8 protein-coding genes are annotated in these 13,667 nt (G+C 67.4%); 2 read left to right on the forward strand and 6 right to left on the reverse strand.

Going from position 1 to position 13,667, the window contains the following annotated elements; all coding sequences use genetic code 11:
* The first annotated feature begins 1 nt into the window (after position 1).
* Both IPI67_00975 and IPI67_00980 read left to right on the forward strand, forming a co-directional pair.
* Positions 2-3,283 carry a response regulator gene (locus IPI67_00975; GenBank protein MBK7578750.1) on the forward strand — a complete coding sequence of 1,094 codons (3,282 nt, stop codon included), beginning with the start codon at positions 2-4 and terminating at the stop codon, positions 3,281-3,283.
* Positions 3,284-3,322: 39 nt separating this feature from the next.
* A complete protein-coding gene (locus IPI67_00980; protein ID MBK7578751.1) occupies positions 3,323-5,638 on the forward strand; it encodes a sulfatase-like hydrolase/transferase in 2,316 nt (771 codons plus the stop codon).
* A 3-nt stretch (positions 5,639-5,641) separates the two neighbouring features.
* On the opposite strand, the gene IPI67_00985 is transcribed toward IPI67_00980, so the two are convergent.
* The 6 genes from IPI67_00985 to IPI67_01010 form a co-directional block, all read right to left on the reverse strand.
* Positions 5,642-7,522: a hypothetical protein gene (locus IPI67_00985; protein ID MBK7578752.1), complete on the reverse strand. Its 1,881-nt coding sequence runs from the start codon at positions 7,520-7,522 to the stop codon at positions 5,642-5,644.
* Positions 7,523-7,563: 41 nt separating this feature from the next.
* Positions 7,564-9,714, reverse strand: a complete 2,151-nt coding sequence (locus IPI67_00990) for a CehA/McbA family metallohydrolase (protein MBK7578753.1) — start codon at positions 9,712-9,714, stop codon at positions 7,564-7,566.
* Positions 9,711-11,417, reverse strand: coding sequence for an SUMF1/EgtB/PvdO family nonheme iron enzyme (locus tag IPI67_00995; GenBank protein MBK7578754.1), 1,707 nt, complete (start codon positions 11,415-11,417; stop codon positions 9,711-9,713). Before IPI67_00995 ends, IPI67_00990 begins: the two co-directional genes overlap by 4 nt.
* A 99-nt stretch (positions 11,418-11,516) precedes the next feature.
* Positions 11,517-12,263 carry an SDR family oxidoreductase gene (locus IPI67_01000; protein ID MBK7578755.1) on the reverse strand — a complete coding sequence of 249 codons (747 nt, stop codon included), beginning with the start codon at positions 12,261-12,263 and terminating at the stop codon, positions 11,517-11,519.
* A 76-nt stretch (positions 12,264-12,339) separates the two neighbouring features.
* Positions 12,340-13,311 carry an alpha/beta fold hydrolase gene (locus IPI67_01005; GenBank protein ID MBK7578756.1) on the reverse strand — a complete coding sequence of 324 codons (972 nt, stop codon included), beginning with the start codon at positions 13,309-13,311 and terminating at the stop codon, positions 12,340-12,342.
* 17 nt (positions 13,312-13,328) lie between these two features.
* Positions 13,329-13,598 carry a hypothetical protein gene (locus IPI67_01010; protein ID MBK7578757.1) on the reverse strand — a complete coding sequence of 90 codons (270 nt, stop codon included), beginning with the start codon at positions 13,596-13,598 and terminating at the stop codon, positions 13,329-13,331.
* Positions 13,599-13,667 lie beyond the last annotated feature (69 nt).

Genomic DNA, 13,667 nt, shown 5'->3' on the forward strand with positions numbered 1-13,667 from the left:
AATGATGGAGGCCGAGGTGGCTGTCGACAGCACTGCGCTCAACCGAGGTTCGCGGGCTCGGGCTGAGTTCGTGTCGAGCCTGGGTCGGCGCCTGACGGCCCTGCGGCACACGCTGCACCAACTCGAGGACGAGCCGAGCTCATGGGAGCGACGCAACATGTTGCTGCGCCGGGTCCACGCTCTGGGATCCGCGGCCCGGGTCCTGGGATTCGAAGGAGTTGGGCAGGCGCTCGGGGACGCCGAGCTCGCCCTCTCCCGCGGCGAGGCCGGCGATGCCGTGACTTCGACGGAGCTGGCGGAGGTCTCCCGCGCGCTCGACGTGTTGCCGTCGATCGCCTGGGGCGCAAAACCCCCGCAGAGCACGCTGGAACTGCCCGACGACGTCGGTGTGCTCTCGTCGGGTTGGCCGCTCAGCATCGTGGTGTTCGGTCCGGCTGCGCTCCAGAGCTCGCTGAGTGCGGGCGATGACCAGATGATCGAGGTCGAGCTGGCGACGGATGCCGAGGGGTTTCGCGAGCTCGCTGAGCGGGTGGGTCCAGACGTTGCGGTCGTTGATGGTGATGTGCGGGGCGCCCGCGAGCTGATCGAAAATCTGGCGCACGACCCGGACCTTCCACCCTTTCCGGTGATCGTCGTGGGGTCCTTCGAAAATCCAGAGGCGGCGTCCAGCTTCGTGTCTCTGGGTGCGGCGCGGGTCCTGCCCAAACCCGTGGGACCGGACGTGCTGTGGAACGCCGTGCGCGAGGTCTGTCAGCACGAGACAGGTCTGCGCGGACCGCGTGAGCCCATTGGTGACGTGACGGTCGATGACCTGGCGCAGCGTATTGCCGCCGAGGTGCGCCGCGGACTGGTCGAAGGGGTGGATCCGGCCTCGGCATCCGTGAGTGTGCCGCTCGGCGACGGAACCGACGTCTTGGCCGCGGTCTGGGGGGCTGTCGCGCGGGTGCGGGAGCTTCTGACCATGCGCTCGCGCGGCTCCGTGCGATTCACAGCAGGCGGCCCCGAGGGGGCAGTGCCACTCGCGCCGTGGACCAGCGCCGATCGTCGCGCAGGCGAGCGCGGTGTGCTTGCGCGGCGTACGGACGGCGTCCGGCTCGAAGGGCGCCGTGCGGTGGTCGTCGACGACGATCCCGCGGTGGTCTGGTTTCTCAGCGGCCTCTTGAGGACTTCGGGTGTGGAGGTCGCCGAGGCGCACGACGGGCTGCGCGCGCGCGAGCTGGTCTTCGAGAACATGCCCGATCTCGTCGTGAGCGACGTGCTGATGCCGGGTCTGGACGGCTTCTCGCTCTGCCGCGCGATCAAGCGCGATGTCGCGGTGCGCGACGTGCCAGTGATCTTGCTCTCGTGGAAGGAAGATCTGCTGCAGCGTCTCCGGGAGCTTGGCGCCGAAGCGGACGGATATCTGCGCAAAGAGGCGGCAGCTTCGACGGTGCTGCTCAGGTTCCGTGAAGTGCTGCGCCCGCGCGCGCGGGTGGAATCGCGACTCGCCTCGGGCGGTGAGGTACGCGGTCGTCTCGACGGCATGACCACGCGGCTCTTGCTGGAGCTTGCCCGGAGAAATCAGCCCAATTCGCGGATCATGGTCCGCGATTCGGTCTACCTGTACGAGCTCGAGATGCGCGAGGGGCGCCCGTCATGCATCACGCGCACGGCAACCGATGGTTCGTTCGACCGTGGTGCCCGTGCGCTCGATGCGCTCATCGGCGTGACTGCGGGGCGATTCGTTGTGACCCCGAGCACGTCGCCGACTCGAGACGATCTCAGCGGGACCCTCGACGAGCTGATTGCTCCGCGGGTGAAGCGAGCGCGAGCGTTGCAGCAGATCTTCGATGCGCGCGAGCTCGACCACATCGACTCACTCTTGCTCGACGGCGAGACCGTTGGCGCCTACCTGGACGCGACCCCGGAGCCGGCTCGCAGGTTGTTCGCGCAGTTGCTCGGCGGCTCCAGTCCGCGCGCGCTGCTCGAGCAGGCGCCCGAGCAGCGCTATTTCCTGGAGCAGGTGCTGGCGGACGTTGCGCGTCGCGGTGCCGTGATCGACGTGACCCGAGATGGCGAGCTCGTGGATTTCGATCGCAGCCTGTCTCCGCCCGCTGCGCTCGTCGCGCCGCTCGATGCATCTCCAGCGCCGCTGTTCACGCTCGATCTGTCACCCGCGCCACCCGAGGTCGCGGACGCAGTCCACCGCTGGGAGGCAGCGCCCGACGAAATGCGCGAGGCGTCGTTTCCATTGCCTCTCAGCCGAGCGGTGACGCCGATCCCCGCGGCTCCGCAGCCCGATTCCCGGCCGACCTTTGCGGACGAACCCCACACCGCGCCCGGAATTGGTCCGATGCCGGTGGTGATGACACCGGCAGGGTCAGCCGCTTCGGAGCCCGAACCAAGCGCCGTGTCCGCTACTTCCGCCGTCGAATCCCGCTCGGCTTCGACCCCCGGAGACGAAGGAGCCCAAGCCATGCACGCCCCTGAACCCGCCGTCGAGACCGCGCGCTCCGAGGACCCCACGGCGAGCCCCGCTGAAGCCCGCGCCACGGAAGGATCCGCGAGCGACCAGGACGACGATGACTCGAGCGAGGCTCCGCTCCTGAGTCCCCGCCCGGCCGATGCGACACCGGCAACCCTGCGCGCCGAGCCCGCCTCCGACGCTCCGGACGAAGACGAAGCGAGCCTGGAGGCGGAGCCCGTCCCCCTGAGCAGACCCTCGAAGCGAGTGCCTGCGGTGACACTTCCGTCTGCTCGCCCCATCGAATTTCCCCCGCGAGCTTCCAAGCGATCTCTGGACGAGGTATCCGCGAAATCCGTTTCGAGCCGGGCGCCAGCGCCGGCCAAGGCGTTGACCGAGGACAAACCCATGGCCCCCGCCAAGATCGTACTGATCGTGCTGGGTGCTGCCATTGCGGCGTTCGGCGCGGTCACGGTCGTGCGTAGTCAGCTGAAGCCGGCGCCCGTTGGCGAGACCGCTGCGGTGGCTACCGAGACGGCTCTGCCCGCGGTGTCGAAGCCGGCGGCACCTCCGGCCGTGAAGCTTGCGGTCGAAGATCTGGGCATCGGTCCCGGCACTGCCGTCACGAGCGACAAGGGACTGATCGAGGTTGATATCGGCGAAAAACATCCGATCTACATCGATGGCACGTTCGTCGGGCGCGGACCGCTGAGGAAAGCCCCGGTCATGCCGGGCGCACACGAGGTCGTGATCAAAGCCCCAACGGGTGAGCTGAGCGTGCAGGTAGACGTGAAGGTCGGACGCCGCTCGCGTGTGACTCTGCCGCCCCCGGCGCCCTAGTTTTCGACGCAAAGGGCGACGCGTCCGAAGTTTCGGGGTATGCCCGAGCGCGGTGACCCGACGCCGCGGTCGCTCGCCTCGATGCCGAAAAAAGCCTGGATCGCTGCATTTTGCCTGAGCGTGCTGCCCGTGGGCTGTGATCGCGATGCAGCGGTGCAACCAGCGGCGGGCTCTCCAAGTGCCGCCACTTCTGCCTCCGCCGCGAACGCGCCGGCGCCGGCGCCCCGGGAAAAGGACGACCTGATCGGCCGGCTCCAGGGCTGCGAGATCCGCCACCGCGGTCTGCTCCTGGACTTCGGCACCCGGGCCGCCCGCGCACGCCGGGCTTTTCGCAGTGAGCCTTTCGAAGACACCATCGACGCGGAGCGCGAGGGCGCGACCGTCGCGCGCGTGATGGTTCCGCGACTTTCCTACGAACTGTCCCTGGATGAACCTCACGACGAAATCGAGGTCTCACTGCGCGTTCGTCCCGGGGTTGCCCGGTCGGTGTCGGCGAGTTTCGGAGATCGGCGCCTGGGTTCGGCGAGACTGACGGGCCCCGACACCCGGACGGTCACGTTCCCCGTCGTCAAATCGCCGACGGCGGCAGGCCGCTACACACTGACTCTGAGCTTCTCCGGTCGGCCCCGCGGTTCCACCGATGCCCTGGCCGAGATCGATTGGGTTCGCCTGGGCGCTCCAGACGACGGCGGCGGCAACTACGCGGCGCCGACGCTGCGCGACATCGTCACCGACGCGGCGCTCGACGGTGTCCCCCGTCGGGCGATTGCGCTGCGCGCGCCGGCTTCCGTGCGCTGCCCGGTGCTCTTGTCACCCGACGCGCAGCTCCGCGCGGACCTGGGGTTCTGGGGCGACGGCAAGGGATCGCTCGACGTGCGAATCGTCGCCGATGGTGTGGCTCCCACGGTGATCGCCGAACGCAAGCTGGTTGGCGGGCAAGGCGCGACCTGGACGCCGCTCAACCTGAACCTGAAGGAGTATTCGGGCCGCGTCGTCGCCCTGGAGTTGCGCGCACTCGAAACCACACGCGGCGGAAGGGTGCTGTTCGGCGATCCGGCGGTGGTGCGAGCGGTCGAGGGCACACGCGTGCCAGAGGCTTCGACGGTGGTGTTGTTCATTTCTGCGGGGACCGACCGACGCCTGATTCCGCCGTGGGGACCGAGTGCCGGAATGCCAGCGCTCAGTGAGCTCAGCCGCGCGAGCGCCGCGTTCAGCGTGTATCGCACTCCGGCCACAGTGCCCGCGGCTGTCGTGGGCAGCCTGCTGACGGCCGAGTCCCCGCCGGTGCACGCGCTCGAGGATCCCGCCGCGCGTTTGCCCAAGGTCGCGCGAGTCCTCGGTGAGCTCCTGAAGGAAGCCAGCGGGCGCTCGGCCATGTTCACCGGAGCGCCGTCGACGTTCGCGGCGTTTGGCTTCGATGCCGGGTGGGATCGATATGAGGCCGTGTCGCCGGTGCACGACGCCCCCGCCACGCAGTCCATCACTTCGGCCACGCGTTGGCTCGGCGACGAGCTCGGTGCCGGCGAGGCGGGGCGACGCCTGTTGGTGATCCACGCTCGCGGTGCCCATCCACCCTGGGACGTCACGCGCGAGGAAGCCGCGCTGCTTCCGCCGGAGGAGTACGGCGGGGCGCTCGAACCGCGCCGCGGCGGGCTCATCCTGGCGAGGCTGCGCGCTCAGCGAAAACAGCACAAAAAACTGGGTGACGAGGACTGGGTGCGCCTGCGCGCACTGGTCACGGCGGGGCTCGCAAAACAGGACATTGCGCTCGGTGAGCTGATCGCGATGCTCAAGAAGAAAGGCAAGTGGGACTCGACCCTGTTCGTGTTCGTAGGCGACGTCTCTCCGGGCGCTGCGCCAGAGCTGCCATTCGATCCGGCCGGTGAGCTGTCGGAAGAACGTTTGCTCGTGCCGCTGCTGGTGAAGTTCCCCGGTGGAAAATTCGCGGCGAAAGAGGTGCAGACGCCCGTGACTGCCGTGGACGTCGCGGCCACGGTCTTACGCGCGCTGCACCTCCGGGCGCGCGAGTCGGTCGACTTGTTCGCTGCTGCCGAGGGCTTCGAGCCGCTGCTCGGTCGCGGCCTCGTCGCCTCGCTGGGTGACCGTTACACGACACGGCTCGGATCGTGGCTGCTCCGCGGAACCTTGGGCAAGACACCCACACTCTGCCAGCTCGACGTGGATCCGAGCTGTGTGACCGACGCCTTTCCGAGCAAACCCATCGCGGGTTGGGCGGCGTGGCAGTGGACCTTCGATGCCTTCTCGGACGGAACCGCGCGGCGAATCGCCCCGCGTGAGCCGGCCAGCATCGACCCGGATACGGGCGCTGCGCTCACCGTCTGGGGTGACATCTGAGCGTCAGCGTTTGACGACCGGAGGAGAGCGCAACAGCTGCAAGAGCGGCTCGACGACCTGCGCTTGCACGTTCTTTCCAACCGAGTTGGTCTCCTCGTAGTGGTCGCCGGGGGACGCTTCGTTCAGATACGGATTCTGCGGGTCGAGCTTGTAGTCGTAGTCGGGAACGAGATAACCGATCTGGTCTTGCATGAGGCCGATGGCCCAGCGGCGGGTGGCCTGCGGATCCCGCGCAAAATCTAGGACCCTGCTGCGATCGAGCTTGTCGAGCGCGGGGGGCCCATCGTCACATTGGGAGTACCCGTCCGAGCCGCAAGCCGGGTTGGTCGCCTTGTCGTTGAGGATGAAATACGGAATCGGCGTGAAAGGATACGGCGCATCGAGGGAGCTCTTTCCGTCGGGCGTCGCCAGCAAGAGCTCGGCGTGCAGCTCGCCGGGAAATCCGACGAGCTCCGCGGGTCCGATGTCGATCACGGCGATCTGCGTGCGAATCGCGGGCAGGTTGTCGTCTCCGAGCTCCTTGTACTTGTCGAAGAAGTACCCGTCGCGGTGAAAGAGCTGCTGCGCGAGCGCGATGTGAAATCCAACGTTGAGCACGTCGACGTACAGCTCGCGCGCGCGGAACCCGAGCGCTGCCGTCTCCAGGGTCTCGACACCCTGGGTCAGCGCTTCGTGGGCGTACACCGCCAGGAGCCGCCCGTTGTTGTAGGCGCGCTCGAGGCCAGCGGGGACCGGGTTCCCCTCGAAATCGGTGTGGCTCACCTTGCCCGGACCGACCTGCCCGCCGAGCGGTCCGTTGAAGAAGATGGCAACACCGCCGAAGCCCTCGGTCTTCATCAGCTGTTTGCCGCTCGCGCTCTTGATGTCGAGCCCGTTCTCCACGCCCTCTCGCAGCGTGTGGACGTAGTCGGCGCTCGTCAGCAGGTTCTCGTCGCCGCCGAACTCGGGATGGCTCGTGAAGTTGATCAACGTCGCGACCGTCGACTTGTCCGCGGTCGAGACGAAGCGAATCACGCGCAGCTCGTTGTCGATCACCACCGGGTCGCGCGTGTCGCTGACGAAGGCCGCCGTCTTGTGGCCGCCCGGATCGGTGCCGGCAATGTGCCCGTCGACCTTCGACGCGCCGAACTGAATCTGCACCGGCACGAGTGCGGCATTCGCCTTTGCCAGCGCGGCGGCGGTCTTCTCACGGATCAGCGCGTTGTACTCGTCCTTGACCCCGCTCTGGGTGTCGGACGGGCCCCAGATCCCTTGCGTGTCCTGGGTCTCGTGAACGTGCGTCGCAGCGACTCCGACGAAATCGAGATCGAGGTCGGGATACTTCTGTGCGACAAGCTCGCGGGTCTTCTCGATCTCGTTGTACATCCAGCCGACCGAGTCGACGGCGCACAGCCCCAGCTTGGTGTTCCCACGTTTGACGACGGCGCAGCGCACGCTCGTTTCGTCGGCGTTGCCGGCGGCGGGCCTGCCGGCGCCGTAACCGGCGATCCACGTGCACTTCATCGGATCGACGGCGGTGCAGGTCTTGACGTCGGTGATGTCGCAAGAGCCCTTCTTCACACACTTGTCGCCGCCGAACGGGTCGAACGAGGACTTGCCCTGATTCTGCGGCGCAAACGCCACGACGTGGTCGACGACCGGGCTGATGTCCTCACTCGCCGCGCCGGCGTAGAAGGTCGAGTCCTGGCTTGGTTTGCAGCCCGGGTCACCGGGGCAGCGCTGATCGCAACCGACCTCCGCGTTGTGAGCGCTGCCCGTGGGTAGTTTCTCGCAGTAGGGCTTGCCGTCCGTCGAACTCGACTCGTCGTTGTCCGCGCACGACTGGGCCGAAAAGAACACGCCCGCAGCCAGAGGAAATGGGGCGAGGGCAGCTAACCAACGCATGACCCGTGCAGGGTACGTGAGCCTCGGCGGCTGGCAAAGGCTCAGGGCTCGACCCAGATCGGATTGGTGAAGGCAAACGGGGTCGTGCCGTCCCGCGAGGCGTTGGGCAGCCCGCGCTCGCCCTGCGCCGTGACCACGAAGAAGCTGGGTTCGGTGACGGGAAAGTCATAGGTCTGGTCGAGCCGCGTCACGTGTTTGCTCCGGGGGACCTGCTGCCATTTCACGCGCTTGTCCCGGCCGCCCTGGAAGATTTCCACCGCGCGGACGTCGATCCACGGCGCCGCGCGCACCACGACGCGCAGGTGCGCGCGCTTGCCGCGGGCGGTCTCCCCGGGGCCCTTGCCGTCGATGGTCGCCTCGATGATCGGCCCGCTCGTGACGATCGCGTTGCCGCGCTTGAGGGCGGCGATCAGCTCGGCGGGTCGTGCGGAGAGGTCGTCGACGTCCGACTTCGATGCCCCGTAATGGATCAGCGTGCGCGGCAGGCCCGGATCCAGGAACGCCAGGCCGTGGGAGTCGCTGCTGCCCGTCGCCGCGTAGCGCTGCCCGCGGCCGAGCAGGTGCATCCAGTCGCGGAAGACCTTCTTCACCGCTGGCAGGTTGTAAGCGTCGTCCCCGTTGTAGACCTCGAGCGTATCGAAGTTGGGGTCGTACCCCGGCAGCTTCATCTCGCCGGTGTTGGCGTCGATCCCAAAAAAGGTGAAGTACCCGAGCTTGGGGTCGAGACGCGGGTGATTGACCTGCAAGATGCCACCCGGAGACTGTTTGCGTGCGTCGGCGAACAGCTCGCTCGGCGTGACGTCGAGGTACTTGACGTTGCTGCCCGTCTTCAGCGGAAACACGTTGAAGTGGCCAAAACGCCGCCCCAGCGTGCTCACCTCGCTGCCGATCATCGTCTGCAGCTTGCTGGTCAAGAGGCCGCGCTGCTCCAGCCAGCGCACACTCGGCGCGAGATCGGTGACGACGTAGTGATCCGTGGCGACGGCGAGCTCGACACCCTCGGCGGCGATGGCAACGACTCGCTCGACCAACCCGATGTCGGCGTCGACACTCGGAGCCTGATGCAGGTGAAGATCCGCGCTGAGCCAGCCGGGTGTGTCGACGACTCGGGGCAGGCTGGCCTCGACGTGGGACTCAGCGCTCGGCTTGACGAGAACCGACGAGGTCACGCTGTCGCGCTCGATGCCCGCGGTCACGAGCACACGATACCGACCGGGCTCGAGCTCGCGGCGCACACGACCGTTGCCGGTCCAGATGAAACGGTCCGAGCCCTCGAGCCCGCCGTCCGGCGCGAAAACTGCCGTTTTTTGGCCGTCGCGGTCGACCCGGATCTTGGCGGCGATGGGGCGACCCAGCTCGTCCACCGCGTGGACGACCAACGTTCCCGGGTGCTCGGGCGGCGCCGGCTCAGCCACGGGGATCGGCTCGAAGCTGAGCTCACGGGTCAGCGTGATGCTCTCCCCCGCCGGGATCTTGCCGCGGAAGAAGGTCGCAGAGATGGCTCCCTGGAAGCCCGGCTGTTTTGCCGAGGTGTAGTCGAGCCACATCGGTTCGCCAGACGCGGGCCGCAACATCAGGTCGCCGCCCGCGCCGCGGCGCCCGACCCACTTGGCCGGGCCCTTGTACTTCATGCGGGATTGGCCGAGACCTTCGACGTAGTAGCGGGTGTTGCCCCACTTCACCTCGTCCCCTAGCTCGATGGGTCCGGAGGCCGCGCCGCTCTCGACGCGGAAGGTGGTGGTCATGGTCAGCCGGGCCTCGGAGCGACGCAGCCGGTGAATGGTGCGCGCTCGGTAACGCACGCCCTCGAGCACCGCGACACCCTCCACCTCGATCGCGTCGGCGAGCCTCGCGACGCGCGCGGCGAGCACCGGCGCACTCTTGTCGCCGAAGCGCACACTCGGGTGGATCTGCCAGATGGCGTCGATGTCGGTCAGCGTTCCGAGCTGCGACGTGGTCGGCAAGATCGGCCGATTTCGCCAGAAATCCACCAAAAATCCGTCCGCTCGGCGGACGACGGCCGTGACGTCCAGGCTCTCGAGCTTGGGATCACCGGGCGTGCCGAACACACGTAGACGGGAGCCGATGTCGTTCTTCGAGAGGGTCGCAGGTGGCGTCCACGCTTCGCCGCCCGACGTCGCGCTTCCTGCGACGAGGATCCACGCGCAGACTGCGATCGCGCCCCGTTTCACTTCCGAGCAGCTTTACAACACCGGAAGCTGGTCTGCGAGCCGGCGTAGATCTCGCTGTGGCTCTCGGTCGCGGCCCGGCAGCGATTACGGCCGGTCAGCCACCAACCGCCTCGCAGGATGGAGCGCCAGGGGGGATCGCGGCTCTCGCGGCTGGTCCACTCGTCCACGTTGCCCACCAGGTTGAAGACACCGAACGGGCTCTTGCAGCGCGGCAGCGAGTCCCCAGGCACCCGCCGGTCCTTGAGCTTTTGCCTCGGATCGAACAGGTCGTCGAGGTCGTGATTGCACGCTGCCCCGTCGCGCACGTAGCCGTAGGGGTAGGGCAAGGCTTCCGGACCCTCGCAGGCAAACTCCCACTCTTCTTCGCGACAGATGCGCTTGTCCATCGCGCCGCAGAGGTTCTGAGCCTCACCCCACGACACGTTGACGAGTGGCAAGGACCACCCCTCGGGCGTGTACTCGAAGCGATCGATGCAATACCGCATGCGCTGTCTGCCGCCCGTGCAGCGCGTGGGTTGCGCAAACTCCGCGCACGACCGCCCCGGCTCCTGGCCGGGGACTTCGAGCCAACGCAGGCACTTCTGCTCGGGGACCAGGCAGCGATCTCCATCAACGAGTTGCATGTTGCGCGGGCAGGCCGCGTCGGCGGGTTCGTAAGCGGGTGGAGTCGGTTTGGGCGGGAGCTTGGCGCTCGGATCGGTGAACGAGCGGAAGCTTGCCGGATCGCGCGGCTCGGGGTCGGGCGCATCGCGGCGCGGACGCAGCCGCTCGAGGCTCGCCACCTGATTTTCCGCGGACGCCGCCTTCAAGAGCGCCGGCTCGGGCGCGAGGCAACAGCGAAATCCCGTCGTGAAGTCGTGGTACTTCTCGCCATGCCGCTCGGTCACGTAGCGGCAACCGTCCCCGTTCTCTTTTGCGTCCAGGTAGTGGCCACCCATCAGGAGCGGGCGCTCACCGCGGGTCCATTCGAGCAGATTGCCCTGAAGATCGTGGACGCCCTCGGGAGTGACACAGGCCTCGAACGCTCCGCTTGGAGCCACGGTACCCGCCACCTGATTGATGAGCGGATCGTTCATCGCGAACGAGTCCGTGGGTCGGCGACCCCCATGCAGCGCCATGAGCGGGTGGGCGCCGCCTTGATTGGTGTTGCACGCGCTCGGCTGTTCCTTGTCGCCGTACGGATAAGTGCGTTTGGGTTTCGTCGAGCCCATACACGCCGTGACCCACTGCTCGGTGGTGCACAGGCGTTTGCCAGCGTGCGTGCAGGCGAGATCGGCCTCTTCCATCGAGATGTACGCTTGCGGGACCCGCGCCGGGCGGCTCTCGGCGTGCACCTTCTCGTGCGTCACCGCGTGATAGGGAGAGTGCTCCTTGCCATCTGCGAGGATGGTGATCGCCTCCCAGCGGTCGATGCAAAAGCGTTGGGACACCAGCGACATTTCGGGCGGACAGACCTCACGCCGTGGCGCCGCGCCGGGCGAGACTGGAGTCTTGGCGCTGACCTCGGTGACAGCGGGTGCCGCGAGATCGGGTGTCGCCGGCACCGGTGGGGTCTCGGCTGGCTTGGTGGCCTCGCCCGTCGCTGCCTGGGCCGCCGAGTCGACGAGTGCGGGCTCCGCTGATGGCGCCGAATTGGAGCCTGCCGCCGCCTCGGCGCAGCCGCCGGCCAGCAACAACAGCCCGATGAAACGCCTGCTGGACACCCGGCGGCGAGCATCCCTCACGCCGGGCGAAAACGCCCAGTTATCGGCTAGTATTTGCGGATTTCGCCGGCCGGGACAGCGGGGCGGAGCGAATTTTGCTCACATCGCCAGGCCGCCGTCGACGTCGACGGTGCGGCCGTTGAAGTAGTCACACTCGATGACGAAGCGCACGGCTCGCCAGATGTCCTCGGGCATGCCGATGCGGCCCACGGGGACTGCGGCCACCAGCGCGTCGCGCGCCTTCTGGTTCATGCCGATCGTCATGGGTGTCTCGATCATGCCCGGGGCGACGGTGCCCACGCGAATGCCGAACGAGGCAAACTCGCGCGCCCACGTCACAGTGTTGGCGGCGAGCGCGGCTTTGGTCGCCACGTAGTTCGATTGGCCGCGGTTGCCGTGGCGCGAAATGCTCGAGATATTCACCACGACGCCCGGGCGCGTGCCTGCTTCGAGCATGGTTTTGACGAGCTCGCGCACCATGAACGTCGCGCCCGTGAGGTTCACCGCCAGCACGCGGTTCCAGTCGTCGGCCGACAGAGTCGTAACCTTGCCCGTCTCCCGGTCGCGCTTCACGAGCAGACCGTCGCGCAGGATCCCGGCATTGTTGACCAGCGCGTTCAAGCCGCCCAGCTCACCGCTCGCCCACTGGGTGAACGCCACCGCGTCCGCTTCGTCGGCCACGTCGAGCCGACGGCGTTTGATGCCTGCCGGCAACTCGGCCAATCCGGCCTCGTCGATGTCACCCGCGGCGACCTGAGCGCCGGCGGCCGCTAGCTCTTTGGCGAAGTGCGCGCCCATGCCTCTGCCGGCGCCGGTCACGATGACCTTGAGTGCTTTCAAATCCATGATTTTGGCCTCTTTCTCGCTCTTTCGGCGCCGGAGGAAGGACCCGGCGCCAGTCGAAATACGGAAACGTCTCCGCTCAGTTCCTGAGCGCCTTGCCGAACCAATCGGCCAGGTTCGGATACAGCTGTTTCGCGGCCTTGCCACCCACGACCGCGCCGACGTGTCCACCGGGGATCACGAGCACACTCTGGTTGCTCGACCCCGACAGGGTGTTGAGCGCCTGCGCCGCCGGGGGCGGGCAGATCACATCGCGGTCGGTCACGACGGTCAGCACCGGACACCGAATGGCTTCGAGGGCCACACGCCGGCCGCCGACGTAATGCTCACCTCGGGCCAGCGCGTTCTTCTGGTAGAGGTCGCGGATGTATTTGGCGTAGGCCGCGCCGGGGAACGGGATGTTCGCGCTCGACCACTCTTCGAGGGCGTTGAACGCCTCGAGCCGCTCGGCGTCGCCGAGGCGGTCGAGAAAGCTCAGCCATTTGCCGATCTGCGCCGTGGGTCGGAGCGCGACGAAACCGCTCTGCATCTGCTCGGCCCGGATGTTCCCCGCGGCCGCGATCGCCTCGGGATCGAACCAGCGGGGATCGACCATGTGGGCCAGCATGCCGCCCTCGGAAAAATCGATCGGACCGGCCAGATTCACCAGCGCGCCGATGGAATCGGGCTCGAGCGCTGTGTGGATCGCGGTCAAGGTCCCGCCGATGCAATACCCGAGCAGTCCAATGCGGGCCGCGCCGGTCTCGCGCTTGACCCTGCGCACCATGCGCCCGAGGCGAGCCACCACCGTGTCCCATTCCAGGTAACGGTCCTCGTCCTCGGGCACCCCCCAATCCAGGCAAAACACGTCGAAGCCGGCATCGACCAGGGCCCGGGCGAGCGACGCGCCGGGGCGCAGATCGAGCACGTACCAGCGGTTGATCAACGACGGAACCAGCAGCACCGGCGGGCGATTCGCCGGTTCGGGGGCGCCCGCGGCGGCGCGGAACCGGTGCAGCTCGGCGCTTCCTTCGCGAAAGAGTGTGTCCTTGGGGGTAGGTGCGAGGGTCATCGAGGCTCTTCCTCCGTTCACACGCTGGTGCGCAGAGTCTCGGTCGCCTTCTTGCTCAGCTCCGAGTTGAGCTTGCGCCACTCGTTCGAGAGCGACAGGCCATAAGCCAGCGACTCTTTCATCAACTTGGCGCTCTCGTCGATGGCCTGCTGGGCGCGCTCGACGCCTTGGCCCTGGGTCTTTGCGAGCTGCTCACCGAGCTGCTCCATGCGCTCGAGCTGCTCCTTGGCGGCGCGGGTCCAGAGATCGAAGAACGGGTTCTGCTGAGTGAAGCCGGGGATGAACATGTTTGTCTCGTGCCTTTTCTGCGCTGTAATTGTTGCAGCGCACAACGGTAATAGGCACCGGAACCAGGC

Source organism: Myxococcales bacterium, from assembly GCA_016706225.1.
GTDB lineage: Bacteria > Myxococcota_A > Polyangia > Polyangiales > Polyangiaceae > JADJKB01.